Origin of the sequence: Streptomyces sp. NPDC005576, assembly GCF_042871745.1 — a bacterium.
In the GTDB taxonomy this organism is placed as follows: domain Bacteria; phylum Actinomycetota; class Actinomycetes; order Streptomycetales; family Streptomycetaceae; genus Streptomyces.
The window spans coordinates 305,964-332,179 of sequence record NZ_JBIAJC010000004.1 but is presented as its reverse complement, the minus strand read 5'-3'; the positions used below and the strand labels follow the sequence as shown (position 1 = coordinate 332,179).

Genomic DNA, 26,216 nt, shown 5'->3' with positions numbered 1-26,216 from the left:
CGGGGTGCGGCACCGGATGCGCCGGCACCTGTGGGGACGGGTGCCGGTGCGACGACAAGCCCCCGTGCCGGCGGCACGGGGGCTTGTCGTCGCACGTACGTGTGCGGGGCGTGCGCGGGTCAGCGCCCGGCGGCGGCGGGCGGGGCGGTCTCGGTGCGGGTGCGGCACAGGAAGCGCTGGAGCGCCGCGTTCTCGATCTGGAACACCTCGACTCCGGCTCCGCCGGTCGAGTGCAGCTCCACCATCAACTGCGCCCGCCCGGCGGGCCAGAGGCGCACCTCGCCGCTCTCGACCGGCGCGTTCATGCCGTCCTCCAGCAGCTCACGGCCGAGCGCCCACTCCGTGCCGCCGTCGAAGACGAGGTGGACGGTGCCGGGATCGGCGTCGTCGTCGTAGCGCAGGTCGACCGGGACCGGGCGCGTGAGCGGGCCGTCGGTGATGAGACGGGCCAGGGTGTGTTCTTCGATCACGGGGGACATCGGCCGACTCCTCCTGTTATTAACGCTTTGCAATCCAATGTCCCATATTTCACGGCGCGTGCGCGGCGCGTAAATGTGAGACATGCGCTCTTGCGCATCGTTCGCAAGAACACCCTATGATTGGCGGGTTCCGGTCAGCCCAGGTCGCAGCCCCACTGCCCGCGACCGGGCCCGCGCCGACCCCTTCCGGCCGACCCGTCCCCGCCGACCCCGCAGAAGCGGAGCCTCCCCATGCATGTACCCGACGGATTCATCAACGCACCTGTCTCCGTGGCCGCCGGAGTCGTCGCCGCGGGCGCCGTCGCGGTCAGTCTGCGGGGAGCCCGCCGCGAGCTGGACGAGCGCACCGCCCCGCTCGCCGGGCTGATGGCCGCCTTCATCTTCGCCGTGCAGATGCTCAACTTCCCGGTGGCGGTCGGTACCAGCGGGCACCTCCTCGGAGGGGCACTGGCGGCGATACTCGTCGGTCCCTACACCGCGGTCCTCTGCGTTTCCGTGGTGCTGCTGATGCAGGGCGTCCTCTTCGCGGACGGCGGCCTCACCGCCCTCGGCGTCAACATCACGGACATGGGCGTGGTCACCACCGTCGTCGCGTACGTGGTCTTCCGCCTGCTGATGCGGGTCCTGCCGCGCCGCCGGAGCACCCTCACGGTCGCCTCCTTCGTCGCCGCTTTGGTCTCCGTACCCGCCGCCGCCACCGCCTTCACGCTGATCTACTGGATCGGCGGCACCACGGACATCCCCATCGGCGACGTCTTCAAGGCGATGGTCGGCGTCCACGTCCTCATCGGCATCGGCGAGGCGGTCATCACCGCCGCCACGGTCGGCGCCGTCATCGCGGTCCGCCCCGACCTGGTGCACGGCGCCAAGGGCTTCGCCACGCCGCTCAAGCTCCGCGTGGACGGAAAGCTGATCGACGCGCCCCCCGCCGCTTCCGGACCGGCGGCCAAGCCCACGAAGACCGTCGGCGTCGCTCACCGCTCCACGCGCGGTCTGCTGGCCGCCGGCCTGCTCACCGCCCTCGTGCTGGCCGGATTCGTCTCGTACTACGCCTCCGCCAGCCCCGACGGTCTGGAGAAGGTCGCCACCGACCAGGGCATCGACAGGAACGTCAAGGAGCACGCCTCCGCCGACTCCCCGCTCGCCGGCTACGGCGTGAAGGACGTCGACGACGCCCGCCTCTCCGGCGGCCTCGCAGGGGTCATCGGTGTCGGCGTCACCGTCGTCGTCGGCGGCACCGTGTTCTGGGTGCTCCGCCGCCGGCGGGGCGACGGCGCGGACGTGACGGCCGGTGGCTCCGCCGACGCCACCGGGCCGCTCGCCGAGAAGGTCTGAGGCCCGCGATGGGCTCCGGCCACGCCCACCGTCTCTACCGGCACGGACACTCACCGGTCCACGCACTGCCCCCGCACTGCAAGCTCGCCGCCGTCTTCTGCTTCGTCCTCGTCGTGGTCTCCACCCCCCGCGAGGCGGTGTGGGCCTTCGCGCTGTACGCGGCGCTGCTCGCCACCGTCGCCGCGGTGGCCCGGATTCCGGCCGGGTACCTGCTGAAGCGGATGGTCGTCGAAGTCCCGTTCGTCGCGTTCGCGCTGCTCATGCCGTTCGTCGTACCGGGGGAGCAGACGACGTTCCTCGGCCTCCACCTGAGTGTGGCCGGCCTCTGGGGCGCCTGGAACGTCCTCGCCAAGGGCACCCTCGGCGTCGCCGCCTCGGTGATCCTCGCCTCCACCACCGAACTCCGCGCCCTGCTGCTGGGCCTCCAGCGGCTCAGGCTGCCGCCGCTCCTCGTCCAGATCGCGTCCTTCATGATCCGGTACGGGGACGTCATCACCGACGAGATGCGCCGGATGTCCGTCGCCCGCCGCTCCCGCGGCTTCGAGGCGCGCGGGGTACGGCAGTGGGGCGTCCTCGCCAAGTCGGCCGGCGCCCTCTTCATCCGCTCCTACGAACGCGGCGAGCGGGTCCACCTGGCAATGGTCAGCCGAGGGTACGCGGGCACCATGCCGGTCATCGACGAGGTGACGGCCACCCGCGCCCAGTGGGCGTACGCGGCGGCCCTCCCGCTGCCCGCCCTCGCGGTCTGCGCCCTCGGGTGGGCCCTGTGAGGAACCCGCACCCCACGGCGGCCGACGATCCCGCGGGCTCCCCGCACCCTCCATCCGTACGTCTGCTGGGATGAGCACCATGAACAGCCCGACCCCCGCCGGTCCCACCGCCGCCGGTCCCTCCGCCGCCCCCGCGCCGCCGTCCCTTGAGGTCGGCGGCCTCGCCTACGCCTACCCGGACGGCCACCAGGCGCTCTTCGGGGTGGACCTGACCGTGGCCCGGGGCGAGCGCGTCGCCCTGCTCGGCCCCAACGGCGCCGGGAAGACCACCCTCGTCCTCCACCTCAACGGCATCCTCGACGCGGGCGCCGGGACCGTCCGGGTCGCCGGGCTCCCGGTCGAGAAGCGGAACCTCGCGGAGATCCGCCGCCGGGTCGGCATCGTCTTCCAGGACCCCGACGACCAGCTGTTCATGCCCACCGTCCGCGAGGACGTCGCCTTCGGCCCCGCCGCCTCCGGGCTGCGCGGACCCGAGCTGGAGGCCCGGGTCACCGCCGCCCTCACCCGGGTCGGCATGGCCGAGTACGCCGACCGCCCGCCGCACCACCTCTCCTTCGGGCAGCGCCGCCGGGTGGCCGTCGCCACCGTCCTCGCCATGGAGCCCGAGATCCTCGTGCTCGACGAGCCGTCCTCCAACCTGGACCCGGCCTCCCGCCGTGAACTCGCCGACATCCTCCGCTCCCTGGACGTCACCGTCCTGATGGTCACCCACGACCTTCCGTACGCCCTGGAACTCTGCCCCCGCGCCGTCATCCTCAGCGACGGGGTCATCGCCGCCGACGACCGTACGCAGGACCTCCTCCTCGACCAGGAACTGATGCGGGCGCACCGCCTGGAACTGCCTTTCGGTTTCGATCCCGGTTCCGTGACGGTCAACCGCTGATCGTCGACCGTCAACCGTTAACAGCAGGTGACCCGCCCCCCGTCGGACCTGCGCGGCAATGCAGGATGGGGGGATGAGCGGGAGCGCGGAAGCAGGCGTGGACGTACGGGGCACGGTGGCCCCCGGATTCGAAGCGGTCCGGGACGCCTTCGTACGGAACTTCGAGGAGCGCGGTGAGCGCGGCGCGGCCGTCGCCGTCTACCGCGACGGCCGCAAGGTCGTGGACCTCTGGGCCGGTACGAGGGACGTGGACGGCACCGAACCCTGGGCGGTGGACACCGTCCAGGTCGTCCGCTCGGCGGGCAAGGGCATCGCCGCCGCCGTCCCCCTGATGCTGCACCAGCGCGGACAGGTGGACCTGGACGCCCCGGTCGGCACGTACTGGCCCGAGTTCAAGGCGAACGGCAAGGAACGCGTCCTCGTACGCGACCTCCTCGCCCACCGCGCCGGTGTCCCCGCCCTCGATCGCCCGCTCACCCCGGCGGAGGCCGTCGACGGCCGCACCGGCCCGGCCGCCGTCGCCGCCCAGCGGCCCGAGTGGGAGCCAGGCACCGACCACGGCTATCACGTCCAGACGTACAGCTGGCTCATCGGCGAGCTCGTCCGCCGGGCCACCGGCCGGACCATCGGCCGCTGGGTCGCCGAGGAGATCGGCCGTCCCCTCGGCCTGGACTTCTGGTTCGGGCTCCCCGTCGACGAAGCCCACCGCATCGGCCGCATCGGTCCCATCGAGCCGCCCGCGGCCGGAGACCCCGGCGCCCTGCGGATGCGCCCCCGACGTTCCGTCACCGAGGCCTACGCCGACCCGACTTCGCTCACCCGCCGGGCCTTCGGCGCCATCCACCCCGACGCGGAGGAGAACGACCCCGCCTACCGGGCCGCCGAACTCCCCGCCTCCAACGGCATCGCCACCGCCCGCGCACTCGCCCGCTGCTACGCCGCGATGATCGGCGAGGTCGACGGCCACCGCCTCTTCGCCCCGGCCACCCTGACCCTGGCCCGTACCGAGGAGTCCAACGGCCCCGACCGGGTCCTCGTCGTCAACACCCGTTTCGGACTCGGCTACATGCTCCACGGCCCCGCCGCCCCGCTCCTCGGCCCCGGCTCCTTCGGCCACCCCGGACGCGGCGGCTCCCTCGGCTTCGCCGACCCCGAGACCCGTATCGCCCTCGGTTACGTCACCAACGGCCTCCAGAAGGGAGTCACCGCGGACCCGCGCGCCCAGGCCCTGATCCGGGCGGTACGCTCGGCGCTCTGAACCGGGCCGCGGGTGGGGCGAGTTGGCGGGCGTGCGGGCCTTGCGGGTATCTGGCCCAAGCCCCGCACCAGCGGCGGCGGTTCCCTGCAGCCGGCAACCCCCGTGACCGGCTCCCGCTCCCGGGCAGTACGGTCGCCCCCATGACACCCCACGCGCTCCCGCGCTTCGACGGCCACAGCGTTCTCATCACCGGTGCCGGGCAGGGCGTCGGCGCCGCCACCGCCCGCAGGCTCGCCGCCGAGGGCGCGTCGGTGCTCGTCACCGACCTGGACCCCGCCCGCGCCGAAGCCACCGCCGCGCGGATGCGGGACGAGGGGTGGGCCGCCGAATCCCTCGCCTGCGACGTCGGTGACCGGGCGGCCGTGGAAGCGGCGGTGGCGCACGCGGTCGCGGCCTTCGGCCGGCTCGACGTGCTGGTGAACAACGCCTACGCGGCCGGTCCGGACGCCCCGCTCTTCGAGGACGAGAGCGACGAGGTCTGGCAGCGCAACCTGGACATCTGCCTCGGCGGCGCCTTCCGCTGTTCGCGCGCCGCCCTCCCGCACCTCGCCGTCTCCGGCCGGGGCGCGATCGTCAACATCGGTTCCGTCAACGGCGAGCAGGACTTCGGCGGCCACTCCTACAGCGCCGCGAAGGCGGGCCTGGCCAGCCTGACCCGTACCCTCGCCGGGCACGCGGGGCCGCGCGGGGTCCGCGTCAACCTCATCGCCCCCGGCACCCTGCGCACCGAGGCGTGGGCGGGCCGTGACGCCGAGCTGGACCGGGCCGCCGCCCTCTACCCGCTCGGCCGCATCGGCGAACCGGACGACATCGCCGCCGCCGTCGCCTTCCTCGCCTCCCGTGACGCCTCCTGGATCACCGGCACCACCCTCCGGGTGGACGGCGGCCTGCTCGCCGTCCACACCGGCTTCAAGCAGGCGCTGGCGGGGGAGTGAGGCGCGCGGGCGGGTGCCTGCGAGGCTGACCGGGGCGGCCGGGACCGCCGTCACACCCGCCGTGGGCGAGGGTGTCCCACCCGGCGTGGATGAACGCCGTCAGGAGCACCGCGCGGGCGATCGGAGGGGTCACGCGGTCCGCTCGCGCACATCCACCACCGTGCCGCCCGCGTGGGCGATCAGGCTCTTCGGGTCGAGCGGGAAGACCGAGTGCGGGGTTCCCGCCGCGGCCCACACGATCGGGTGATCGAGCAGCGCCCGGTCCGCGAGCACCCGGTTCCTCGTGACGTGCCCGAAGGGCGGTACGCCCCCGATCGCGTACCCGGTCGCCTCGCGGACCACGTCGGCCCCGGCGCGCTTCACCTTCGCCACGCCCAGCACCTCGCGCACCCGCTCCACGTCCACCCGGGAGGCGCCGTCCATCAGGACGACCACCGGGTCGCCATCGGCCACGAACACCAGGGACTTGGCGATCTCGGCCGGCTCGCACCCGATCGCGGCGGCGGCCTCGGCGGCCGTGCGGGTGGCGTCGGGGAAGCGGCGCACCTCGACCTGGAGCCCCAGCTCCGCCAGCGCGGCGGCGAACCGGGGGTGCGCCCCGGCGTGTGCGGCGGGGACGACGGGGGCTGCGGGTACTGCGGTCTGCTGGGGTTCGGCGTCGGAGCCGGTGGTGGAAGCACTCATGACCCGCAGGCTACTCGCGAACGCGCCCCCCGCAGTGGGGTATTCGCCGCCCCGCGTCGGGCCCCCCACCCGGTCCCGGACGCGGCAGTGCGCCCGTTCACTTGTCGGGAGGCGTATCGCGGCGGGTCTCCGGCCATCCGAGTGGACGTACACTCGGCCCATGGGTCGCACACGTGCCGTGAGGGAGTGCCTGCAGCAGGCCACCGGCGCGCTGTGCTGGGCCACTGCGCGGCCGGCGGCCGTCGGCTCGGCGACCGCAACTGATGCCCGGACGCCGCAGGCCGGCCGCGGCGCGCTGCACGGCCACGGATAGCGATCCTCGCCGCACTTCCCAGAACGTCGTAGGACGTCGTCTGGCGGGCTGATCCGTCGCGTCCGGCCCTGATCGGGCATGTTCCGCCCATGTATTCCGCGTCAACCGCAGCTTCCGGCACTCCGTCGGTGCTGCCGCCTGGCGACGGCCGAACGACTTGGCCGAGCCACCTCCGAAGGAATCATTGTGAAGCTGAGCGAGCTGCTGGCCGGGCAGGACCACCACATTCTCCAGGGTGACCCGGAGACCACGGTGATCACCGCGGGAGCGACCTTCGATGTCGGTCGGGTGACGCCGGGGTCGCTGTTCATCGTGGTGCCCGGGCACCACGAAGGCGGTCCCGGATCCGTCGGACTGGCCCTTGCACGCGGTGCGGCGGCGGTACTCGTCGATGCGGGTGCACCCGAACTTCCGATGTCGGCGGCGGGTGTGTGCGCCGTACGGGTACCCGATACCCGGACGGCAGCCGCAGTTGTCGCCTCCCGCTATTTTGGCGAGCCGGGGCGGCAGATGGACATGGTGGCGATCACCGGCACCAACGGGAAGACGTCGGTGTCGTACATGGTCGAGTCGGTGCTGCGGCTCTCCGAGGGTGCGACGGTCGGGGTCATCGGGACGGCGGGCAGTCGCATCGGCGACGAGCCGATCTCGATGCCGAGGTCGGTACTCACCACGCCCGAGTCGCCGGACCTGCAGTATCTGCTGGGCCGCATGCGCGACCGCGGGGCCGGCAGCGTGGTGCTGGAGGCCACGTCGATGGCCCTGCTGACGCACCGGGTGGACCGCACGTTCATCGACGTCGGGGTCTTCACCAACCTGACGCAGGATCACCTGGACGATCACGGAACGATGGAGAACTACCGGGACGCCAAACTCCGCCTGTTCCAGGGCCTGTGCCGGCGCGCGGTGGTCAACGCCGACGACCCGGTGGGCGCCAGGATCCAGGCGATGATGCCCGGCGCGGTGACCACCTACGGCCTGGACGCCGAAGCGGCGGATTACCGGGCCACCGACCTCACCGTGGACGCTTCCGGCACACGGTTCACCCTGCACCACGACGGCCGCAAGTATCCGGCGTCGATTCCCGTACCGGGCCGGTACTCGGTGGCCAACGCGCTGGCCACCGTGGCGGCCTGCCACGCCCTGGGGCACGATCTGGGCAGCCTGGTCGAGGCGCTCGACCGGATGCCCCCGATCCCGGGCCGGTTCGAACGCTTTCAGACCCCGCGCGGCACATCGGTGATCGTGGACTACGCCCACTCACCGGACTCCCTGGACAAGGTCCTGACCACCATCCGGGGCTTCGCTCCGGGCCGTGTCATCACCGTCTTCGGCTGTGGCGGGGACCGTGACACCACCAAGCGGGCAGAAATGGGCGAGATCGCCGGGACCCACTCCGACCTGTGCGTCCTCACCTCCGACAACCCCCGCAACGAAGACGCCGAGGCGATCCTGGACCAGATCACCCCAGGCATCGAGGCAACCGGCACACCGTTCGAGCGGTGTGCCGACCGTCGTCGCGCGATCGCCTTCGCCCTGTCCGCCGCGGGACCGGACGACATCGTCCTGATCGCCGGCAAAGGCAGCGAACCGCACCAGATCGTCGGTGAAGAACTGATCCCCTTCAGCGACATGGCAACCGTGCGCGAACTCGCCGGGGCGTAGCGGAGCCCCTCCCTCCGGGAGGTGGGAACTGGAACCTTCCTCGCCGGGGGGCTTCGGGCCGCCACACCTATGAGTGGTGAGTGAAAGGTTCGAGTCGAACGGTCGGGCCGCGTGGAGCCAGTCGCGGTGGGCATGAGTGGCCGAGCGTCAGGCGGTGGCGCGCATGTGTGCTTGGGCCCACGCCTCGAAGGTGGTGAGGGGGATGCCGAGATCCCGGGCGAATTCCGGACGGGCGGGCTGCGGGGACTCGTTGATGTGTGCCTGTCCGAAGCCCATGTCGGGCATCCCGGCGGCGACCGCCTCCTCTGTGGTCAGGTCGGGTGCGGCCAGCTCGGTGCCCAGGGTGCGGGAGAGGACCTTGGCGATGTCTTCCATGGTCAGGATGTCGCTCGCCAGCTCCAGCTCGACTCCGTCGAACCGCTCCGGCGCTGCGATGGCAGCCGCGACTGCCTTGCCGATGTCCTCGACCGCGACGAGCGACAGCTGGGTCGCGGGTTTCAGGAGGCTCACCAGGCCGCCCTCGACCCCGCGGGGGAACAGGATTTCCGCTTCGGGGAGGAAGTTCTCCATGAAGAAGCCCGGTTTGACCAGCGTCCAGTGCAGGAAACCCGCCTCCCGCACCCGGTCCTGGATCCCGGCTTTCGCCGCGTAGTACGGCTCCATCCAGGCCCAGTCGTCCTGGACCCAGCTCGCGTGCTGCCCCGCACCGGAGACGGAGGTGTGCACGAACTGCGGCACTCCAGCGGCCCTCGCGCCTTCGATCAGGTTGACGGCCTGTTCGACCTCGCCCTCGAAGGCGCGTCCTTTCATGTCAGGCATCTGGACCGAGAAGACGGCGCGGACTCCTGTGGCGGCCTTGGTCAGGGAGTCGCGGTCATCGAGGTTGCCGGTGACCATTTCGGCGCCGAGCGCTTCGACGGCCCTCGCCCGCACGGACGTTGGGTCACGGACCAGTGCCCGGACCGGAATGCCCGACGCCAGCAGGGCGCGGGCGGTGGCGCCGCCCTGCCGACCGGTGGCGCCGATGACCAGGACGGGTGCGGATTCTGTAGTCATGGTGTTCCTCGGATGGTGGCGCACGACTAAGTGGCGAGGCCCGTCACTTATGATCCGGTACGATACGGAGGGCCCCGCCACTTAGCAAGCTCGGAGATGACGCCATGACCGCCAAGCGCGCGGACGCCCGGCGCAACTACGCGCGGATCCTCGCAGTCGCCGAGGAGGAGGTCGCCGCGCACGGCCGTGACGCGTCCCTGGAACAGATCGCCCGCACCGCAGGGGTCGGCTCGGCCACCGTGCGCAGGCACTTCCCCAGTAGGCGCGCGCTGTTGGAGGCGGTGTTCAGCGAGCGGATCGAGGGCCTGTGCGCCCGCGCGGGAGAGCTGGCCGGAGCGGCTGACGCGCGAGCTGCGCTGCTGGAGTGGCTGAGCGCACTCACCACGTACGCCGCCTCCGCAAGGGGAATGGCCGACGCGCTCGTCCAGGACGGGATGGCCGATGACCCGGCACACGTGAACACCTGCTCGGCGAAGCTCACCGAGACGGCCGACCCGTTGCTGCGGCATGCCGTGCGGGCGGGTGCGGTGGCACCGGAGGTGACGGTCGCCGACCTGGTGGCGCTGGTGACGGGCATCGCCCTGGCCACGGAACACCACCCGGACGCCGTAGCCGAGGCACACCGGCTGCTCGGTCTGGCGGTGGGGGGAGTCAGCCCTCAGAAATGAGGCGAGGGTGTGAGGTCTCGCCGCACGGGGGAGCCACCACCCTGGACCGGGACGCCCCTACGATGACCTCTCCCAAACGGCCCGCCGGCCACACGACCCGCCTTCACCCCGCGCGCAGCACCGCCGCGACGATCGGGCCGGCCGCGTCGCCACCGTGGCCGCCGGACTGGACCACTCCGGCCGCCGCCAGGTCGTCGCTGAATCCGGTGAACCAGCTGTTCGACTTCCCCTGCCCGTCGACCTCGGCGGAGCCGGTCTTCGCGCCCTTGTCGCCGCCGACCGAGGCCATGGCCTTCGCGCCGGTGCCCCACGAAGCGGTGGCCCGCATCATCGTGGTGAGCTGCTGGACGACCGAGGACGGGAGCGAACGCGACGCCGTGGCGGCCGGCCGGCCGTCGAGGTCCAGCGGCACGATGACCGGCTGGTGGAAGGTCCCGGTGCGGGCCGTGGCGGTGATGGACGCCATGTTGAGGACGTTCATCTGGATCGTGCCCTGCCCGATGTACTGGGCCGCGGCCTCACCGCCGGTCTCCTCCGGCACACTGCCGTCGAAGCTGGTGACACCGGTCTTCCAGTCCTGCCCGATCCCGAAGACCTCCTTCGCCTCCTTCGCGAGCGCGGCGTCGTCGTCCACGTCGTCGATCAGCTTGATGAAGCCGGTGTTGCAGGAGTTGGCGAAGGTCTGGGTGAAGGTACTGCCGTCCGGGAGCGAGAAGTTGTTCAGGTTGTGGAACGTCCTGCCCTGGTACATCACGTCCGCGGGGCATTCGACAGCTCCGTTGGCCGTGGCCTTGCCGCGTTCCAGGAGCATCGCGGCAGTCACGATCTTCATCGTCGAGCCGGGTGCCTGCTGGCCCTCCAGCGCCACGTTGAACTCGGTCGCCGGATTGTTGGCGACCGCCCGGATGGCCCCGGTCGACGGTCTGACCGCGACGACGGAAGCTCCGTCGAACTGCTTCACCGCCTCTTCGGCCGCGGCCTGCACGTTCGCGTCGATGGTCGTCTGGACCTTGCCAGGCTTGCCCTTGGCGAGCGTCAGCAGGGTGATGTCGGGGGTGGCCTCGTCCGCGCCCTTGATCCACGTCTCGATGCCGGCGGTGCCGCCCGCCTTCTCCCCGTACTTCTGCCGCAGCGTGGCGATGATCGGCCCGAGCGACGGGTACTTCTCCGCCGTCAGCGCGTTGCCGTCACGGTCCACCGCCTCGATCTCGGGCGCGGACGGCTCCCCGGTGACGAGCGTCGCACCCTTCGTCAACTGCGGGTGTACGAGCGTGGGTTGCCAGTCGACGAGCGGTTTGCCGGTGGTCAGCCCGCGCACCACGGTCAGCTTGGAGGAGTACGAGAGCGGCTTGCTCTTCCCCTCGAACGAGACGGTCGCCTTCACCGTGTACGGCACGGTCGCCCCGACAGCGGGGCCCGGGGTGATCACCGGGTTCTCGATGTGCGCCTCGGTGGAGTAGCCGGTCAGCACGGGCTCGGCGTCGGCCGCGTTGTTCGTCAACTCCGCGGCCTCCGCCCCGTTTCCGGAGGTCCAGGCGGCGAAGAACGCCTTGGACGTGGCGGCGATCTCCTTCGCGTCCGGCGGTCCGGTCTTCACCTCGGCGGGCGCGCTCTGCGAGCCGATGCCCCCGCCCCCGCTCCCGTCGTCGAACAGCACGGTGTACGCGCCGTAGCTCAACCCCCCGGCCATCAGCACGAACACTCCGCCGACGATGGCGACTTTGGCTCCGCTTCGCATGGTGCGGCCCTCCCCCGTAGTCCTCCAGCACGCGCTTTCTTGAACGCGTTCAAGAGCTGTCTGCGGGGATGACTGTACGGGACATGCGTGGTGGGGGCGGGCGTTGTTATAAGACCGGGATGATGGGTTCCGGTCGGAGCCGGGCAGCGCTCTCCGGTGGGGGTTTCGCGGTCGGGGTGGCGCCAGGAGCCGTCCTGGACCTCAGAGCCCGCGAGTAGGGCACACGCCAGGAGGGCCCGGCACCGCGCGCGACGTACGCGACGGTGCCGGGCCCTCCTGGCGGCTTCACGCCGCTACACCCACGTATCCAGCCACATCCGGTTCCGCCAGTCCGGCTCCGGGATCGGCGTTCCCGTGTAGAGCGGCCAGAAGTAGATGAAGTTCCACACGATCAGCAGCACCAGCAGCCCCGCCGCCACCGCGCCGATCGCGCGGCGGCGTTCGCCGGTGGGGTCGGAGGTGGGGAGGCCCAGTTCGGCGCGGGTGCCGGTGTCCGCCGCGGGGCCGATCATCGCGCCGATCATCATCGCGACGGCGAGGCAGAGGAACGGTACGAAGACCACCGCGTAGAAGAGGAAGATCGTGCGTTCCTGGTAGAAGAACCACGGCACCCACCCCGCCGCGACCCCGCAGGCGATGGCGCCGGCCCGCCAGTCGCGGCGGAAGAGCCAGCGCCAGACGACGTAGACGAGGGCGAAGCAGGCCGCCCACCAGAGCAGCGGGGTGCCGAGGGCCAGGACCTCGCGGGCGCACTTGCCGGTCGCCGAGTCGGCGCAGGTGGGTTCCTCGTAGAAGTACGAGACGGGACGGCCGAGGACGATCCAGCTCCAGGGGTTCGACTGGTACGTGTGGCCGGAGGTCAGGCCCACGTGGAAGTCGTAGACCTGCCGCTCGTAGTGCCAGAGGCTGCGCAGCCAGTCGGGGAGCCAGCTCCAGCCGCTGTTGCGGCCCTCCGCCGTCTCCGCCCAGTGGCGGTCGTACCCCTTGTCGGTCACCAGCCAGCCCGTCCAGGAGACGAGGTACGTGGCGAGGGCGACCGGGACCGTGGAGACGAAGGCGGGCAGCAGGTCGCGGCGGAGGACGGTGGCGTACGGGTGGAGTGCGCCGGCGGTGCGGCGGGCGCCCACGTCCCAGAGGACGGACATGACGGCGAACGCGGCCAGGATGTAGAGGCCGTTCCACTTGGTCCCGAAGGCGAGGCCGAGCATCAGCCCGGCCGCGAGCCGCCAGGGCCGCCACCCGAGGCGGAGGGTCTCCGCGATCCGGGTGTCCGGGCGGAGCACCCCCTCCTCGTCCACAGGGAGGGCCTCGGCGAGTCTGCGGCGGGCCCAGTCGCGGTCGTTGACCAGGCAGCCGAAGGCGGCGACGACGAAGAACATCAGCACCAGGTCGAGCAGCGCGGTGCGGCTCATCACGAAGTGCAGCCCGTCCACCGCGAGCAGCAGGCCGGCCAGGCACCCGAGGAACGTCGAGCGGAACATCCGGCGCCCGATGCGGCAGAGCAGCAGCACCGACAGGGTGCCGAGCAGGGCCACCATGAAGCGCCAGCCGAAGGGGTTGAAGCCGAACATCTGCTCGCCGAGTCCGATGACCCACTTGCCGACCGGCGGATGGACCACGTATCCGGGGTCGACGGGGACCTTCACCCGGGACGGGTCGTTCAGGATGAGCTTGTCGACGTCCTTGGGCCAGGCGCCCTCGTACCCCTGGTTGATCAGGGCCCAGGCGTCCTTGGCGTAGTACGTCTCGTCGAATATCACCGCGTCGGGCTGCCCCAGCCGCCAGAAACGCAGCACCCCGGCGACCAGCGTCACCAGCAGCGGGCCGCCCCATCCCGACCACCGCTCCAGCCGGCCCGAGAGGGCGGGTGGCACGCCGAGGACGCCCCAGGTGCGGGGGCTCGGCCGGTTGTAGGGAGGGATCAGGCGTTCGCGCAGCCCGAAGTCCTTCCGGGGCACGTGGCCGAAGCGGTGCAGCCGCCGCTCCCAGGGAGAAGGCTGCTCACCGGGGAGCTCGTCCCCGGCCTCGTGGCCCTGCCGGGCGTCGGGCGCAGTACTCGTCACCGCGCCATCGTAGGGAAAGCATCTGTGCGAGGGGGGCTGCTGGGGCTGGGAGGATGGTTCCTGTGACTGAAACGCCTGGAACGCCTGGAAAGCCGACGATCGGAACGCTGGTTCTCGCGGGGACCCCCATCGGTGACGTGGCGGACGCCCCGCCGCGCCTCGCCACCGAACTGGAGACGGCCGACGTCGTCGCGGCCGAGGACACCCGCCGGCTGCGCCGCCTCACCCAGGCGCTCGGCATCCACACCACGGGACGGGTCGTCTCGTACTTCGAGGGGAACGAGACCGCTCGCACCCCGGAGCTGGTCGAGGCGCTGACCGGCGGCGCGCGGGTGCTGCTGGTCACCGACGCGGGGATGCCGTCCGTCTCCGACCCCGGCTACCGCCTGGTCGCCGCCGCCGTCGAGAAGGACATCAAGGTCACCGCCGTGCCCGGCCCCTCGGCGGTGCTGACCGCGCTGGCGCTGTCGGGACTGCCGGTGGACCGTTTCTGCTTCGAGGGCTTCCTGCCCCGCAAGGCGGGCGAGCGCCTGGGCCGCCTCCGCGAGGTCGGCGACGAGCGCCGCACCATGGTCTTCTTCGAGGCCCCGCACCGCCTGGACGACACCCTCGCCGCGATGGCCGAGGTCTTCGGCGCGGACCGCAGGGCCGCCGTCTGCCGCGAGTTGACGAAGACGTACGAGGAAGTGAAGCGCGGCCCGCTCGGTGAGCTGGCGGTGTGGGCGGCGGAGGGCGTACGGGGCGAGATCACCGTCGTCGTGGAGGGCGCGGGCGACACCGGCGCGGAGGGGCTGGACGCGGCCGAGCTGGTGCGCCGGGTCCAGGTCCGGGAGGAGGCGGGGGAGCGCCGCAAGGAGGCCATCGCAGCCGTCGCGGCGGACGCCGGCCTGCCCAAGCGCGAGGTGTTCGACGCGGTGGTGGCGGCGAAGAACGCCGCCCGCGCACCGGGGACGCCCGGCGCCTGAACCCCGCCGAACTCAGCCGGTGAGCAGGTCAGCAGGTCAGCAGCTCAGCCGGTCGGCAACTCAGCGCTCGGCTGCTCAGCCGGTCAGCAGGCTGTGGGCCGTCGCCACGAACGGGTCCCTGAGCGACACCCGCCGGGTGCAGACGGCGGCCAGCGCCGTGCCGGTGGCCGGGCAGTAGCCGAGGAACGCCTGCTGCCCGGGGGTCGCCCCGGCGTGGAAGTTCACCGGGCCGTGCGGTGACGCGTGCTGGAACCACGTCAGCGTGTGGGTGTGGGTGTGCCGCGGGCCCCGGCGGAGTACCGGCCGCCCCATCCCGGCCAGCGCGGCGGCGAGCGGTGCGTCGGGCGTCGTGTCCGGCGGCGGCCCGGACGGCGTGCCCCCGGCCGCCCCGCCCTCTCCGTACGCGCCGCCGGCCGCGAGGTGGGCCTCCAGGAAGGTGAGCAGGTCGTGCGGGGTGGACCGGACGGCCCCCGCCCCGGCGAACCCGCCGATGTCGAGCACCGGCACCGCTGCCCCGCTCCGCAGATGGCCCCTCGCGTCGGCTCCGGGGCGTCCCGGGGCGAGCGAGGTGGCGTCCAGGTGCAGCGGGGCGAGCACCTCCCGGTGGACGAGGACGTCCCAGGGGGTGCCCGTCGCGGCGGCGAGGGTGTGGGCCAGGACCGCGACGGCGAAGTTGGAGTAGTGCCAGCGGGTACCGGGCGCGTGGCGCGGGCGGGCCCGCAGGAAGGCCCGGACGACCCGGTCGGCCGGGTAACGGGCGTACGGGGCGGTGGTCCAGCGCGGTACGGCCTGCGGGTAGAAGTCGGCCGGCAGACCGGGCAGCCCCGAGGTGTGGGTGATCAGATGGCGCAGGGTGATCGCCCGTACGGACGGGTGCACCGGGTCGCCGGGCGCCAGGAGTTCTGCGGCCGGGTCGTCGTACGAGAGGCGCCCGGCGGCGACCAGCCGGGCGAGCAGCAGCCCGGTGAAGGTCTTGGACGCCGAGCCGAGCTCGTACCGGAGGAGGTCGCGCGGCCGGTCCTCGGGCGGGGGCGTGGTGCCGGCGACGTGCAGGGTGCGCCGGCCGTGGCGGCTGAGCGCGAGCACCAGGTCGGGCGCCGGGCCGATCGCCCCGGCCGCCTCCGCCAGCAGCAGCCCGTCGTCCCCCGAGCCCCGGTCGGGGACCACGCCGGGGCCGGGGGCCTCGGTGGACGCCGTGGACGCGGTCGACGCGGGACGGGCGACGGTGGGGCCCGTACTCACGCGGAGGCCGCCGAGGAGAGATCCGAAAGGGAGCGGGAGACCGCCAGCGCCGAGGCGAACGCGGCCACCAGCGTCGAGTGGTAGACGAGGTCGAATACCGACTCCGGGTCGCCCTCCGGCATCCCCTCGAAGACCGGCATGGCACCGTCCGGTTCCTGCGCGGCGGCGAACCCGCGCCAGGCAGCCGCGTCGAGCGTCGGCTCGGGCAGGCAGGCGTCGACCACCAGCAGCTCGCCGAGGAGGTCCCAGCGCTTCAGGTCGAGCCAGTCGTCGAGCCAGACGGGCAGCCAGAGCGCGAGGTACTCGGCGATCTCGGGCGGCAGCCCGGCGGGCGACTCGCCCCAGTCGGTGAGGTGGAAGACGGTGTGGGTGATGTCGTAGCCGATGTGGCCCTCCACCGTCCACGGCTCCGGACGCGCGGCGAGCCAGGTGCGCCGGAACGCCCCGTCCTCCGGGAGGCTCGCCGGCAGCCCGAAGCGGCGCTCGATCGTGGAGAGGCCCAGCCGGCGCACCGGCAGTACCTCGATCCGGCTCCAGCTGCTGAGGCGGTGGTTGAGGCGGACGGCGGCTTCCAGCCCTTGGTGCTGGTAGCCCAGCTCCTTGAACGGTACGTACACCTCCATCGGCACCGGCGAGAGCGGCTCGCGGCGCTGGCCCTCCAGCAGCCGGTGACCGGAGTCCAGCAGCTCGTGCCACGCGTGGTCGAGGAGGGAGCGGGCGAGGGACGCCTGCTGGGAACCGGCGACCCCCTCGCGGAAGATCACCTTGCCGATGAGCGCCAGTTCGCCCAGCGGCTTGAACCGGTCCAGCATTCCGGCCTCGGGCGGCGGCGAGTCGTCCAGCCGGAAGCCGTCCCGATGGGCGTGCAGCCACCGCAGGGCCTTCGCACCCACCTCGTGGATCTGCTGGATACCACTCATGCGGACTGCTTCCTCTCGGATGTCGTGGCTGCGGATGTCGTGGCTGCGGGTGGCGTCGCTGCCGGTGTGAGGGGTGCGGGTGTCGGGGGTACGGGTGTCGGGGGCGCGGGGGAGCCCTCCAGCCGGGCGACCGTGAGCGCGGCGGCGAAGGCGGTCACCAGCGTGGAGTGGTAGCAGGCGAGGAACGGGTACGGGTCCGCGTCCGCCCCGTCCCGGGGCACGACCGGGGGGCCGGTCTCCGGGAGGGAGCCGTCCGGGTGCTGCACCCGGGCGAGCACCGGCCACGCCTCGGCGAGGAGATCGACCGGGGGTGCGTCCGGCAGGCTCGCGGCCACCGCGAGGAGCTCGCCGGTGAGGTCCCACTGGAGGTTCTCCAGACACCCGTCCACCCAGGGCGGCAGCCAGGTCCGCAGGTAGAGGTCCAGGTCCGCGGGCATCCGCTCCGGGGCGATCCCCCAGTCGGTGACGTGGTACGCCGCGTGGGTCAGCGAGTAGCCGGAGGAGCGCTCCAGCATCCAGGGCTCGGAGAGCCCGCCCAGCCAGCTGCGGCGCAGCACCGCCTCGGCGTCCGCGTGCGGGGTGATGCCGACCCGGCGCTCCGCGTTGATCAGCCCCAGCTGCCGGTTGGCGTGCTGTTCGGTGCAGGCCCAGCCGCGGGTGGCGGCGATCCGCCGGGCCAGCCGTTCGAAGCCCTCGTGCCGGAGCCCGTGCCCGGCGAAGGCCGCGTAGATCTCGAAGGGGTACGCGGCGAAGGGCTCGGAGCGCAGCAGCTCCCACAGGAGACGGCCGGAGCGGGTCTGCTCCCACGCGAACGCCACCAGCCGGTCGGCGGTGGCGTGGGCGGGATCGTCGGGGGCGGCGACCCGGTGAACGGTCCCGCACAGCTGGGCCAGCTCGCCGAGGGGCTTGAGGGTGTGGTCGACCTTGGTGTGCGGCTCCAGCACGTCCTCGGGGAGGACGAAGCCGGCCAGGTGGTCCTCGGTCCAGGCCAGCGCGCGGTCACGCGTCTCGCGTACGAGGCCGGTGAGCGCGGAGGCGGCGGCCCGGTGCTGCTCCGCCGCGCTCCCGGCACCGGGCCGGTCCGCAGCCGTCCGGTCCGCCGTTGCCTGGTCCGCGGTCACCTGCCGCGCTCCTCGATCATCAGCCGGGCCGCGCGGACGTTCAGGGCCACCCGGGGGTCCTGGCCGGCCATCAGCTCGACGAAGTCGAGGCCCCGGTCGAGGCCGAGCGTCGGCGGCTCCCCGCCGAGGGCGGCCAGCCAGCGGCCGGTGCCCGAGGCCTGGAGCCAGTCGCGGCGGCGCACCGCGCGGACGAAGCCGCGCGCGAGGTCGGTCGCCCGGCCCCGGGCGATCCGCGCCACGGAAGACGCCGCCGCCGGGACGGCGAGCGGCGCGAGGAGGGAGACCTGGTGCGAGAACGCCTGCCACGGCGCGTCGTCCAGGCCGGTGATGCCGGGTTCGTCCAGGGCGGGCGGGCCGCCCGCCGGGAACCCGGTGGGGAGGGAGGGGGCCACCCGGTGCAGGGTGGAGAGCATCGCCCAGTGGCTCCAGGCGGTGGAGGGGGAGGCGTCGGGGCGGGGCGGGAAGTCCCGTACCGCCCGGTGGAAGACCGCCACGTCGCCTGGGTGCGGGCTCTGTCCGTACAGCACGCTCGGCAGCAGCAGGTCGGCTCCGATGACCCGCACCGCGGCGATGCCCGTTCTGTCGTCCTCGTGGATTCCGGCCGCGCCGCACACCGTGGCGAGGTGGCCCCCGCTCCGCAGAGCGAGGACCACCTCGTTCGCCAGGTCGTGCACCGCGTCCGAGAGCCGGGACGAAGCGCTTGACTGGTTCATGGGCCGGAAGTCAGCCCTTCTTCGGCCGCGGGGTGGGCGGCGAAAGGAGGAGCGCCCCGCCACCTGCGAACAGCGCGAGGAAGGCGCACTCGCGCGAGTCGCGGTAGAGACCCTCGACCTCGCCCGGGTTGAGCGCGGCCTCCAGGTCCTTGTCCAGGTCGGTCGTCGTGGTGGGGGTGATTTCGGTGTGCATGAGGGTTCCCGTTCTGTTCTGTGGAAAAGCCGGGGGTTGCGTGTACTTGCGTACGAGTCGAGTGAAAACCAGATAAGCGAACCGCGCAAACCGGACATGCTGTTTGGTCGATGTGCGAAATTCAATTGAATGCTCAATTCATCCGTCCGCCCCAGGAATGCGCCCCTGTGCGCCCCCGTGGCAGCCCTTTGGCTGCGGGCTTTCCGTCCTCCGAAGCCTGGCCGGACGCCCGGCGCACGGAGGTGCGGGTGCCGAAAAACACGCCCCCCATGCGTGGGAACGGGCGGTGCGCGCCCGCGCGTCGCCAACGGCTGGTTTCGTGCGGGGCGCCCTCGGCCCATGCGCGGGCCAAGGGCTCACCAAGGAGTCCAAGAACGCATCAACACTGGCCCTGAGCCGGTGCGATTCACATTCGGCGGGTGTGCACTGGGAGGTGGAAACACTCGGGAGCGGCTTGTCCTGCGGACAAGAGGAGCAAGTATGAGTGAGATCGCGGTGACCACGGTCCATGAGGCCTATGCCTTCGCCTGCATGCGATGTGGACACGGCTGGGAACAGGCCTATGAAATAGAGCATCACGCCGACCGGGCCGGAAATGCCTTCGTGGTCTACAAGGCCGACGGAGAACGAGTCCCCTCTCCTCTGTCGGCACCGACCTGCCTGAACTGCGGCGGCCACGTCGTCCGCATCATGCGTTCGGGGCGGGTCTCCCTCGTGCAGCAGCTGCTGCAGGGCACCCCGCGACAGAAGCCGTCCGCCCTGGACGGCACCACCACCGGCACCACCACCGGCATCGACCCCGGGCTGGACGACGACGAACGGGTGGCCGCCGTGGCCGTACCCGCGGGCGCCGGAGCCGCCCGCCACTGGCACCTGTCGGACCTGCTCCACCCCTTCCAGCGCCGCTGACCCCGGCGCCCCCGACCCAGAGCGCCCGCCCCGTGTCCCCGGACCCCTGGCGGGCGCCCCCGCGTCCGGCACTCCTCGTACGATCAAGGACATGAGCCGTACCGAAGCGCCGCCGCTGCCCGAACCCCTGCGGGTTCCGGTCGCCGATTCGCACACCCACCTGGACATGCAGGACGGCACCGTGGAGGAGGCCCTCGCCCGGGCCGCCGCGGTCAACGTCACCACCGTCGTCCAGGTGGGGTGCGACCTCGCCGGGTCGCGCTGGGCCGCCGAGACCGCCGCCGCCCACCCGCAGGTGCACGCCTCGGTCGCGCTCCACCCGAACGAGGCGCCGCGCATCGTCCACGGCGACCCGGAGGGCCGCACCCGTGAAGGGGTCCGGGAGCCGGGCGGCAGGGCCGCGCTCGACGAGGCCCTCGCGGAGATCGACGCGCTCGCCGCCCTCGCCCACGTACGTGGCGTCGGCGAGACCGGCCTCGACTACTTCCGCACCGAGCCCGAGGGCCGTACCGCCCAGGAGGAGTCCTTCCGGGCGCACATTGAGATCGCCAAGCGGCACGGCAAGGCCCTCGTCATTCACGACCGCGAGGCCCACGCCGACGTGCTGCGCGTCCTCGCCGAGGTGGGCGCCCCGGACCGTACGGTCTTCCACTGCTACTCCGGCGACGCGGAGATGGCCCGCATCTGCGCACGGGCCGGCTACTTCATGTCCTTCGCCGGCAATGTCACTTTCAAGAACGCCCAGCCGCTGCGGGACGCCCTGGCCGTCGCCCCCGCCGAGCTGGTGCTGGTCGAGACCGATGCCCCCTTCCTCACCCCGGCGCCCTACCGGGGCCGCCCCAACGCCCCCTACCTCATCCCCGTCACCCTCCGGGCGATGGCCGAGGTCAAGGGCGTCGACGAGGACACCCTCGCCGCGTTGATCGACGCCAACACCGCGCGGGCCTTCGACTACTGAGCGTGTGCGTGACCTGCGCACGCGCATGGCGTACGCACTTCGCCCGTACGCTTAGCGGGTGAGCAGCACAGAGTCCGACGCCCTCCTGGGCCCCGCAGACATCCGCGAACTGGCGGCGGCGCTGGGCGTACGCCCCACCAAGCAGCGCGGCCAGAACTTCGTCATCGACGCCAACACGGTCCGCAGGATCGTGCGCACCGCCGAGGTGCGGCCCGACGACGTGGTCGTCGAGGTCGGGCCGGGGCTGGGTTCGCTGACCCTGGCGCTGCTGGAGGCGGCCGACCGGGTCGTGGCCGTGGAGATCGACGACGTACTCGCCGCCGCCCTGCCCGCCACCGTCGCCGCCCGGATGCCCGGACGCGTCGACCGGTTCGCCCTCGTCCACTCCGACGCGATGCTGGTCACCGAGCTGCCGGGCCCCGCGCCCACGGCACTCGTCGCCAACCTCCCGTACAACGTCGCCGTGCCCGTGCTCCTCACCATGCTGGAGCGCTTCCCGAGCATCGAGCGGACCCTCGTCATGGTGCAGTCCGAGGTCGCCGACCGGCTCGCCGCCCGCCCCGGCAACAAGGTCTACGGCGTGCCGTCGGTGAAGGCCAACTGGTACGCCGACGTGAAGCGCGCCGGAGCCATCGGCCGCACCGTCTTCTGGCCCGCCCCCAACGTCGACTCCGGCCTGGTCTCCCTGGTCCGGCGGGAGCAGCCGGTGGCCACCACCGCGAGCCGCAAGGAGGTCTTCGCCGTCGTCGACGCCGCCTTCGCCCAGCGCCGCAAGACCCTGCGTGCCGCGCTCTCCGGCTGGGCGGGCTCCGCACCCGCCGCCGAGGCCGCGCTGGTCGCCGCCGGGGTCTCGCCGCAGGCCCGGGGCGAAATGCTCACGGTCGAGGAGTTCGCCGCCATCGCCGAGAACAAGCCGGAGCTCCCCGCATGACCGGCAGCGTCACCGCGACCGACCGTGTCCCCGGTGGTGTCACCGTCCGCGTCCCGGCCAAGGTCAACGTCCAGCTCGCCGTGGGCGCCGCCCGCCCCGACGGCTTCCACGACCTGGCCAACGTCTTCCTCGCGGTCGGCCTGTACGACGAGGTCACCGCGACCCCCGCCGACGAGCTGACGATCACCTGCTCCGGCCCGGACGCCGCCCAGGTGCCGCTGGACCGCAGCAACCTCGCCGCCCGCGCCGCCCTCGCCCTCGCCGAGCGGTACGGCATCGAGCCCGCCGTCCACCTCCACATCGCCAAGGACATCCCCGTTGCCGGCGGTATGGCCGGAGGCAGCGCCGACGGCGCCGCCGCCCTCCTCGCCTGCGACGCACTCTGGTCCACCGGTGCCTCCCGCGAGGAACTCCTCGGGATCTGCGCCGAACTCGGCAGCGACGTCCCGTTCAGCCTGATCGGCGGCGCCGCCCTCGGCACCGGACGCGGCGAACTCCTCACCCCGATCGGGACCGGCGGCACCTTCCACTGGGTCTTCGCCGTCGCCGACGGCGGACTCTCCACCCCGGTCGTGTTCGGCGAGTTCGACCGGCTCACCGCCGGTACGGACATCCCCGAGCCCACCGCCGCCCCGGCCCTGCTCGACGCCCTCGCCTCCGGCGACCCCGTCGCCCTGGCCAAGACCCTGAGCAACGACCTCCAGCCCGCAGCCCTCTCGCTGCGCCCCTCGCTCGCCGCGACCCTGGCCGCCGGCACCGACGCCGGAGCCCTCGCCGCCCTGGTCTCCGGCTCCGGCCCGACCACCGCGTTCCTGGTCCCGGACGAGGCCACCGCCCACCGGGTCGCCGCCGCTCTCACCGTCTCCGGCACCTGCCGCACCGCGCGCGTGGCGCTCTCGCCGGCGGCGGGGGCGACGGTGGTCTGAGCCCGAAAACGCGGTCCCCACGGGTCGGTGGCGCTGTGGGCGGCCGGGAGCGTGGCCGGTCCGCCGCCAGACCGGGCTCAGGCGCGTGGGCCCGCGCCGTGCAACAGGGTGTGGATGATGCGGGCGGCGAGGGTGTCGGTGTCGATGCCGGTATCGTCCGGGCTTCCGCGCAGTGACTCCCCGAGGAGCGCGTAGTAGACCCGCCGCAGCCAATGGAGGTCGGCTGCCTCGTCGATGAGCTTGTCCGCCCGGGCCCGTTCCAGCACGGTGATGCAACGTCGACCAATGTCCTCGTGGAGGACGGCCGCCTCGCTGCCGGGAGCGGCCGGGAGTTCCAGGGCGAATGCCCAGGCGCCTTTCACCTCGAGCACGTTCGCCGTGATCCGGTGCAAGGCCACCAGGGGAGGGGCGGTGTCCGGCCTGCCGTCCTCCACGGCTTGGACGAGCTGCCGGGCGGCTGACGCGGCCAGTGCGTCGATCAGAGCCTGCCGATGGGCGAACCGCCGGTGGATCGTGGTCCTGGCCACCCCTGCGGCAGCCGCGATCTGCTCCATCGACGCGCCGGGATCCAGCGAGAGAACGCGTTCGGCTGCCTCCAGAATCGCGCGCACACTGCGCTCCGCGTCCGCTCGCAACGGCCGTGCCGCTGTCTCACTCATCGCGCCTCCCACTCACCTACTTGAGCTTCGAAACGATACACGCCTGTGCGCCCCAGGATTTAACTGCATCAAGTCTGTTGCAGTTAAACGAAAAGTAGATACTCTACGGTCTTAGTTCTTCAGCTAACGAAGGAGATTCCGTGCGTACTGCAGCGCTCATCACCGGTGCCTCATCCGGACTCGGGGCGGAGTTCGCCGCGCAGCTCGCCGCCCGCGGACACGATCTGATCCTGGTAGCGCGTTCCGAGGGCAGGCTCACCGCCCTCGCCGAGCGCCTTGCCGCAGAGCACGGCATCCGCGCCCACGTCCTGGTACAGGACCTCGCCGAGCCCGAGGCGGCCCAGCGGATCGCCGGGCGTCTCACTGCCCGCGGCCTGAGCGTCGACCTGCTGGTCAACAACGCCGGATTCGGCACGTGCGGTCGCTTCGAGGACATCGCCGCGGACCGCGACCACGACCAGTTGATGGTCAACGTCGTCGCGCTCGTCGGTCTCACCCACGCCCTGGTCCCCGCCATGCTGGAGCGCGGCACGGGCGCAGTCGTGAACGTCGCTTCCACCGCGGGCTTCCAGCCCTCCCCGTACTTCGCCGTATACAGCGCGGCCAAGGGCTTCGTGCTGAACTTCGGCCTCGCCCTGCGCCAGGAGTACCGAGGGCGCGGCATTCGCGTACTCACCCTGTGCCCCGGCCCCGTCGACACCCCCTTCTTCGAGGCCATCGGCACCCGCAAGGCGGCCGTCAACGGCTCGATGACCACACCGGAACCGGTTGTCCGCGCGGCTCTGCGCGCACTCGACCGCGACCGCGGCTACGTCACTCCCGGACTCGGCAACGCCTTGGCCGCGCACCTGCTGCCGCGCCGGCCGCGCACCCTGGTCGCCGCCCTCGCCAAGCAGGTCACCCGCAAGGTTCTCAGCCCCGCGGGCCCCGCCGCACAGTCGAAGGAGTACGCGGCATGAGTTCCTCCACGGCTCCCGCCGCGGGCGCCGCCACCGCGATGCTGCTCGTCGGTACCTCGACGGCCGTCTCTACGACGATCGCCGACTACCCCGTCCTCAGCGGTCAAGCCCTGCGTTACGCGTTCGCCGCGGCGATACTCCTCGCCGTGGTACGTCACCGCCGTTTACCCCGGGCCCACCTGACCCCCCGTGACCTCCTGCTTCTTCTGGCACTGGCGGTCACCGGCCTGGCGGGCTTCAACATCTTCCTCGTCGAAGCCACCCGGCACGCGAGCCCCGCGATGATCGGCACGGTGGTCGGAGCGATCCCCATCGTCCTCGCACTCGTCGGGCCACTGACGGAACGCCGCCGACCGGCCGGGCGCACCGTCGGCGCCGCGGCTGTCGTGACCCTGGGCGCCGGCGTCGCCGCCGGGCTCGGCGGCGGCAGCCTGCACGGGGTGCTGCTCTCGCTGGGCGCCCTCTGCGGAGAGGTCGCCTTCTCGCTGCTCGCTCTTCCCCTGCTGCCCAAACTCGGCCCCATGAGAGTCGCCGCCTACCCCGCGGCGCTGGCCGTGCCCCTGCTGCTGGCCGCGAGCATCGCTCTGGACGGAACGGACTCCCTTCGCCTGCCCACCCGCACCGAAGCGGCAGCCTTCGGCTACCTCGGTGTACTCGTCACAGCCACTGCCTTCTTCCTCTGGTACGACGCGTTGCGCCGATTGGGCGCCGCACATGCCGGGCTCTTCGCCGGGCTCGTCCCGGTGGGTGCACTGGTCACCACCCTTGCGCTCGGGCTCGGTGAGGTGGGCCCTGCGGATGCTGTCGGCGCGGTGATCGTCGCCGCAGGTGTCCTGATCGGCATGCGGCAGCCCAGTGCGACCGGCTCTGCTGGGCAGGGAGGCATTCCTGCCCAGCGGTCCGTAACAGAAGAGCGGGATGTCCAACCCGAAAAACACTGAGATGCCCATGTCAGTGAGCGGGACGACCCGGCTCCCGGTTCTCTACGCTCTGCGTCTGCCGCCTCGGCGGTGCAGCGCCGGTGGCCGATCACTTCATACGTCGGCCGATCTTTCGTACACATGTCCGATCGGATGACGGTGGTCGGACGGTCGGGTCGGACGGTCGGGTCCGAATCACCCGGAGAGCCCCGGAGCCGTCCCGCCTCAGCCCGCCCGCAGGCTCGACTTCGCCAGCTCGTACGCCGGGAGCATCGCCTCGTGCTCGCTGCTGTCCGCCCCACCGAGGTGGACGACGACCGGGCCCTTCGTGGTGGGGACGAGGAAGGCGCGTTCCTTCTTCGTCTCGTCCAGGGCATCGACGGTCACCGTGTAGGCGGCCTCCACTCCGGCACTCCTGCCCGCCCGGATGTCCGTGTACGTGACGTCCGCGACCCCCTTCTCGGCCGTCACGAAGGCCCGCAGCAGCTCACGCGGGGACGCCGAGGACTTCTCGCCCTGCCAGACGCGCAGGTAGCCGATGTTCCCGGCCGGCTTCGCGTCGATCTCGCAGACGAGGGTCAGTGGGCCCTGCTGCCCCAGGACGGCGAAGTCGGAGCCGGGATCGACGGAGACGGCCTCGGGCTTCCACTGCGCGGCCAGGTCGAACGTGACCGGGAGTTCGCAGGCCGAGCCGGTGGCGCCGACGCTGCCGCCCTTGGCGGCGGGCTTCGCCTCCGTACCCGGCCCCGTCGCCGAGGGGGACGCGGACGTCGTGGCCGAGGAGGCGGCGGCGGTGGCCGCCCCGCCGTCCCCGGTGCCGCAGCCGGACAGGGCGCAGACCGCCCCGGCCATCGCGACCGTCGCCAGCGCCCCGCGCGCCACCGATATGCCCCTCATGAAGTTCCCACCCCGGAGACGTTCCTGCCCGGGGTACCGCCCCGGAAGATCGCCGC

Annotated in this window: 27 protein-coding genes; 15 read left to right on the top strand and 12 right to left on the bottom strand. The window is 72.4% G+C overall.

Translation table 11 applies throughout. The annotated features are described in order from the left end of the window. Positions 1-119 precede the first annotated feature (119 nt). Complete coding sequence (locus ACFYPN_RS09555) at positions 120-479, bottom strand: SsgA family sporulation/cell division regulator (protein ID WP_358758479.1); 360 nt, start codon at positions 477-479, stop codon at positions 120-122. A 231-nt stretch (positions 480-710) separates the two neighbouring features. On the opposite strand from ACFYPN_RS09555, the gene ACFYPN_RS09550 reads away from it, so the two are divergent. The 5 genes from ACFYPN_RS09550 to ACFYPN_RS09530 all read left to right on the top strand — a co-directional run bounded on the left by ACFYPN_RS09550 (position 711) and on the right by ACFYPN_RS09530 (position 5,660). Further along, complete coding sequence (locus ACFYPN_RS09550; protein WP_358758480.1) at positions 711-1,814, top strand: energy-coupling factor ABC transporter permease; 1,104 nt, start codon at positions 711-713, stop codon at positions 1,812-1,814. An 8-nt stretch (positions 1,815-1,822) separates the two neighbouring features. Further along, positions 1,823-2,584: a cobalt ECF transporter T component CbiQ gene (gene cbiQ / locus ACFYPN_RS09545; protein ID WP_358758482.1), complete on the top strand. Its 762-nt coding sequence runs from the start codon at positions 1,823-1,825 to the stop codon at positions 2,582-2,584. 79 nt (positions 2,585-2,663) lie between these two features. Beyond that, a complete protein-coding gene (locus tag ACFYPN_RS09540; protein WP_358758576.1) occupies positions 2,664-3,467 on the top strand; it encodes an ABC transporter ATP-binding protein in 804 nt (267 codons plus the stop codon). 97 nt (positions 3,468-3,564) lie between these two features. Continuing rightward, complete coding sequence (locus tag ACFYPN_RS09535) at positions 3,565-4,725, top strand: serine hydrolase domain-containing protein (protein WP_389297618.1); 1,161 nt, start codon at positions 3,565-3,567, stop codon at positions 4,723-4,725. A 140-nt stretch (positions 4,726-4,865) separates the two neighbouring features. Continuing rightward, positions 4,866-5,660 carry an SDR family NAD(P)-dependent oxidoreductase gene (locus ACFYPN_RS09530; protein WP_358758484.1) on the top strand — a complete coding sequence of 265 codons (795 nt, stop codon included), beginning with the start codon at positions 4,866-4,868 and terminating at the stop codon, positions 5,658-5,660. 129 nt (positions 5,661-5,789) lie between these two features. Here the strand turns inward: ACFYPN_RS09530 and ACFYPN_RS09525 are convergent, their stop codons facing one another. Then, on the bottom strand, positions 5,790-6,344 hold the full coding sequence (locus tag ACFYPN_RS09525; RefSeq protein ID WP_358758486.1) for a YbaK/EbsC family protein: 555 nt from the start codon (positions 6,342-6,344) through the stop codon (positions 5,790-5,792). Between the two features lie 160 nt (positions 6,345-6,504). Here ACFYPN_RS09525 and ACFYPN_RS09520 point away from each other — a divergent pair, with 160 nt between their 5' ends. Together ACFYPN_RS09520 and ACFYPN_RS09515 are read left to right on the top strand one after the other, a co-directional pair. Beyond that, positions 6,505-6,657: a hypothetical protein gene (locus ACFYPN_RS09520; protein ID WP_358758488.1), complete on the top strand. Its 153-nt coding sequence runs from the start codon at positions 6,505-6,507 to the stop codon at positions 6,655-6,657. Between the two features lie 186 nt (positions 6,658-6,843). Beyond that, complete coding sequence (locus ACFYPN_RS09515; protein ID WP_358758490.1) at positions 6,844-8,322, top strand: UDP-N-acetylmuramoyl-L-alanyl-D-glutamate--2,6-diaminopimelate ligase; 1,479 nt, start codon at positions 6,844-6,846, stop codon at positions 8,320-8,322. Between the two features lie 147 nt (positions 8,323-8,469). Here the strand turns inward: ACFYPN_RS09515 and ACFYPN_RS09510 are convergent, their stop codons facing one another. Beyond that, the gene (locus ACFYPN_RS09510) at positions 8,470-9,378 is read right to left on the bottom strand and encodes an NmrA/HSCARG family protein (protein ID WP_358758492.1); all 909 of its coding nucleotides are present in this window, start codon (positions 9,376-9,378) and stop codon (positions 8,470-8,472) included. A gap of 104 nt (positions 9,379-9,482) precedes the next feature. On the opposite strand from ACFYPN_RS09510, the gene ACFYPN_RS09505 reads away from it, so the two are divergent. Beyond that, on the top strand, positions 9,483-10,046 hold the full coding sequence (locus tag ACFYPN_RS09505; RefSeq protein WP_358758494.1) for a helix-turn-helix domain-containing protein: 564 nt from the start codon (positions 9,483-9,485) through the stop codon (positions 10,044-10,046). A 103-nt stretch (positions 10,047-10,149) separates the two neighbouring features. Here the strand turns inward: ACFYPN_RS09505 and ACFYPN_RS09500 are convergent, their stop codons facing one another. Together ACFYPN_RS09500 and ACFYPN_RS09495 are read right to left on the bottom strand one after the other, a co-directional pair. Next, the gene (locus ACFYPN_RS09500; RefSeq protein ID WP_358758496.1) at positions 10,150-11,784 is read right to left on the bottom strand and encodes a penicillin-binding transpeptidase domain-containing protein; all 1,635 of its coding nucleotides are present in this window, start codon (positions 11,782-11,784) and stop codon (positions 10,150-10,152) included. Positions 11,785-12,077: 293 nt separating this feature from the next. Then, positions 12,078-13,847 carry a phospholipid carrier-dependent glycosyltransferase gene (locus ACFYPN_RS09495; protein ID WP_358758498.1) on the bottom strand — a complete coding sequence of 590 codons (1,770 nt, stop codon included), beginning with the start codon at positions 13,845-13,847 and terminating at the stop codon, positions 12,078-12,080. A 62-nt stretch (positions 13,848-13,909) separates the two neighbouring features. Here ACFYPN_RS09495 and rsmI point away from each other — a divergent pair, with 62 nt between their 5' ends. Further along, positions 13,910-14,812 (top strand): 16S rRNA (cytidine(1402)-2'-O)-methyltransferase, encoded by a 903-nt coding sequence (gene rsmI, locus ACFYPN_RS09490; protein WP_358758500.1) that lies wholly within the window; start codon positions 13,910-13,912, stop codon positions 14,810-14,812. Positions 14,813-14,887: 75 nt separating this feature from the next. Here the strand turns inward: rsmI and ACFYPN_RS09485 are convergent, their stop codons facing one another. The 5 genes from ACFYPN_RS09485 to ACFYPN_RS09465 all read right to left on the bottom strand — a co-directional run bounded on the left by ACFYPN_RS09485 (position 14,888) and on the right by ACFYPN_RS09465 (position 19,001). Continuing rightward, positions 14,888-15,979: a serine hydrolase domain-containing protein gene (locus tag ACFYPN_RS09485; RefSeq protein ID WP_358758580.1), complete on the bottom strand. Its 1,092-nt coding sequence runs from the start codon at positions 15,977-15,979 to the stop codon at positions 14,888-14,890. A gap of 71 nt (positions 15,980-16,050) precedes the next feature. Further along, a complete protein-coding gene (locus ACFYPN_RS09480) occupies positions 16,051-16,974 on the bottom strand; it encodes a DUF6895 family protein (RefSeq protein ID WP_389297514.1) in 924 nt (307 codons plus the stop codon). Beyond that, positions 16,971-18,095: a DUF6895 family protein gene (locus tag ACFYPN_RS09475; protein WP_389297512.1), complete on the bottom strand. Its 1,125-nt coding sequence runs from the start codon at positions 18,093-18,095 to the stop codon at positions 16,971-16,973. Before ACFYPN_RS09475 ends, ACFYPN_RS09480 begins: the two co-directional genes overlap by 4 nt. Further along, positions 18,092-18,808, bottom strand: a complete 717-nt coding sequence (locus ACFYPN_RS09470) for a hypothetical protein (protein WP_358758506.1) — start codon at positions 18,806-18,808, stop codon at positions 18,092-18,094. Before ACFYPN_RS09470 ends, ACFYPN_RS09475 begins: the two co-directional genes overlap by 4 nt. A 10-nt stretch (positions 18,809-18,818) precedes the next feature. Then, positions 18,819-19,001 carry a hypothetical protein gene (locus tag ACFYPN_RS09465; protein WP_358758507.1) on the bottom strand — a complete coding sequence of 61 codons (183 nt, stop codon included), beginning with the start codon at positions 18,999-19,001 and terminating at the stop codon, positions 18,819-18,821. 480 nt (positions 19,002-19,481) lie between these two features. On the opposite strand from ACFYPN_RS09465, the gene ACFYPN_RS09460 reads away from it, so the two are divergent. The 4 genes from ACFYPN_RS09460 to ACFYPN_RS09445 all read left to right on the top strand — a co-directional run bounded on the left by ACFYPN_RS09460 (position 19,482) and on the right by ACFYPN_RS09445 (position 22,725). Next, positions 19,482-19,910 (top strand): hypothetical protein, encoded by a 429-nt coding sequence (locus tag ACFYPN_RS09460; RefSeq protein ID WP_358758508.1) that lies wholly within the window; start codon positions 19,482-19,484, stop codon positions 19,908-19,910. A 91-nt stretch (positions 19,911-20,001) separates the two neighbouring features. Then, positions 20,002-20,868, top strand: a complete 867-nt coding sequence (locus ACFYPN_RS09455; RefSeq protein ID WP_358758510.1) for a TatD family hydrolase — start codon at positions 20,002-20,004, stop codon at positions 20,866-20,868. A gap of 58 nt (positions 20,869-20,926) precedes the next feature. Beyond that, positions 20,927-21,799 (top strand): 16S rRNA (adenine(1518)-N(6)/adenine(1519)-N(6))-dimethyltransferase RsmA, encoded by an 873-nt coding sequence (gene rsmA / locus ACFYPN_RS09450; RefSeq protein WP_358758512.1) that lies wholly within the window; start codon positions 20,927-20,929, stop codon positions 21,797-21,799. Then, positions 21,796-22,725 carry a 4-(cytidine 5'-diphospho)-2-C-methyl-D-erythritol kinase gene (locus ACFYPN_RS09445; RefSeq protein ID WP_358758514.1) on the top strand — a complete coding sequence of 310 codons (930 nt, stop codon included), beginning with the start codon at positions 21,796-21,798 and terminating at the stop codon, positions 22,723-22,725. Before rsmA ends, ACFYPN_RS09445 begins: the two co-directional genes overlap by 4 nt. A gap of 77 nt (positions 22,726-22,802) precedes the next feature. Here the strand turns inward: ACFYPN_RS09445 and ACFYPN_RS09440 are convergent, their stop codons facing one another. Next, positions 22,803-23,384: a helix-turn-helix domain-containing protein gene (locus tag ACFYPN_RS09440; RefSeq protein ID WP_358758516.1), complete on the bottom strand. Its 582-nt coding sequence runs from the start codon at positions 23,382-23,384 to the stop codon at positions 22,803-22,805. Between the two features lie 140 nt (positions 23,385-23,524). On the opposite strand from ACFYPN_RS09440, the gene ACFYPN_RS09435 reads away from it, so the two are divergent. Together ACFYPN_RS09435 and ACFYPN_RS09430 are read left to right on the top strand one after the other, a co-directional pair. Continuing rightward, the gene (locus tag ACFYPN_RS09435) at positions 23,525-24,343 is read left to right on the top strand and encodes an SDR family oxidoreductase (RefSeq protein WP_358758518.1); all 819 of its coding nucleotides are present in this window, start codon (positions 23,525-23,527) and stop codon (positions 24,341-24,343) included. Next, on the top strand, positions 24,340-25,284 hold the full coding sequence (locus ACFYPN_RS09430) for a DMT family transporter (protein ID WP_358758520.1): 945 nt from the start codon (positions 24,340-24,342) through the stop codon (positions 25,282-25,284). The genes ACFYPN_RS09435 and ACFYPN_RS09430 overlap by 4 nt, the downstream gene beginning before the upstream one ends. 204 nt (positions 25,285-25,488) lie before the next feature. Here ACFYPN_RS09430 and ACFYPN_RS09425 read toward each other — a convergent pair whose 3' ends face one another. Beyond that, positions 25,489-26,160: a lipoprotein gene (locus ACFYPN_RS09425; protein WP_358758521.1), complete on the bottom strand. Its 672-nt coding sequence runs from the start codon at positions 26,158-26,160 to the stop codon at positions 25,489-25,491. Between the last annotated feature and the right edge of the window lie 56 nt (positions 26,161-26,216).

Excerpts from the sequence above, each read along its gene's own strand:
- ACFYPN_RS09555 (WP_358758479.1), bottom strand. The coding sequence starts at position 479 with ATGTCCCCCGTGATCGAAGAACACACCCTGGCCCGTCTCATCACCGAC.
- ACFYPN_RS09550 (WP_358758480.1), top strand. The coding sequence starts at position 711 with ATGCATGTACCCGACGGATTCATCAACGCACCTGTCTCCGTGGCCGCC.
- cbiQ (WP_358758482.1), top strand. The coding sequence starts at position 1,823 with ATGGGCTCCGGCCACGCCCACCGTCTCTACCGGCACGGACACTCACCG.
- ACFYPN_RS09540 (WP_358758576.1), top strand. The coding sequence starts at position 2,664 with ATGAACAGCCCGACCCCCGCCGGTCCCACCGCCGCCGGTCCCTCCGCC.
- ACFYPN_RS09530 (WP_358758484.1), top strand. The coding sequence starts at position 4,866 with ATGACACCCCACGCGCTCCCGCGCTTCGACGGCCACAGCGTTCTCATC.
- ACFYPN_RS09525 (WP_358758486.1), bottom strand. The coding sequence starts at position 6,344 with ATGAGTGCTTCCACCACCGGCTCCGACGCCGAACCCCAGCAGACCGCA.
- ACFYPN_RS09520 (WP_358758488.1), top strand. The coding sequence starts at position 6,505 with ATGGGTCGCACACGTGCCGTGAGGGAGTGCCTGCAGCAGGCCACCGGC.
- ACFYPN_RS09510 (WP_358758492.1), bottom strand. The coding sequence starts at position 9,378 with ATGACTACAGAATCCGCACCCGTCCTGGTCATCGGCGCCACCGGTCGG.
- ACFYPN_RS09505 (WP_358758494.1), top strand. The coding sequence starts at position 9,483 with ATGACCGCCAAGCGCGCGGACGCCCGGCGCAACTACGCGCGGATCCTC.
- ACFYPN_RS09500 (WP_358758496.1), bottom strand. The coding sequence starts at position 11,784 with ATGCGAAGCGGAGCCAAAGTCGCCATCGTCGGCGGAGTGTTCGTGCTG.
- ACFYPN_RS09480 (WP_389297514.1), bottom strand. The coding sequence starts at position 16,974 with ATGAGTGGTATCCAGCAGATCCACGAGGTGGGTGCGAAGGCCCTGCGG.
- ACFYPN_RS09470 (WP_358758506.1), bottom strand. The coding sequence starts at position 18,808 with ATGAACCAGTCAAGCGCTTCGTCCCGGCTCTCGGACGCGGTGCACGAC.
- ACFYPN_RS09465 (WP_358758507.1), bottom strand. The coding sequence starts at position 19,001 with ATGCACACCGAAATCACCCCCACCACGACGACCGACCTGGACAAGGAC.
- ACFYPN_RS09460 (WP_358758508.1), top strand. The coding sequence starts at position 19,482 with ATGAGTGAGATCGCGGTGACCACGGTCCATGAGGCCTATGCCTTCGCC.
- ACFYPN_RS09455 (WP_358758510.1), top strand. The coding sequence starts at position 20,002 with ATGAGCCGTACCGAAGCGCCGCCGCTGCCCGAACCCCTGCGGGTTCCG.
- ACFYPN_RS09445 (WP_358758514.1), top strand. The coding sequence starts at position 21,796 with ATGACCGGCAGCGTCACCGCGACCGACCGTGTCCCCGGTGGTGTCACC.
- ACFYPN_RS09440 (WP_358758516.1), bottom strand. The coding sequence starts at position 23,384 with ATGAGTGAGACAGCGGCACGGCCGTTGCGAGCGGACGCGGAGCGCAGT.
- ACFYPN_RS09430 (WP_358758520.1), top strand. The coding sequence starts at position 24,340 with ATGAGTTCCTCCACGGCTCCCGCCGCGGGCGCCGCCACCGCGATGCTG.
- ACFYPN_RS09425 (WP_358758521.1), bottom strand. The coding sequence starts at position 26,160 with ATGAGGGGCATATCGGTGGCGCGCGGGGCGCTGGCGACGGTCGCGATG.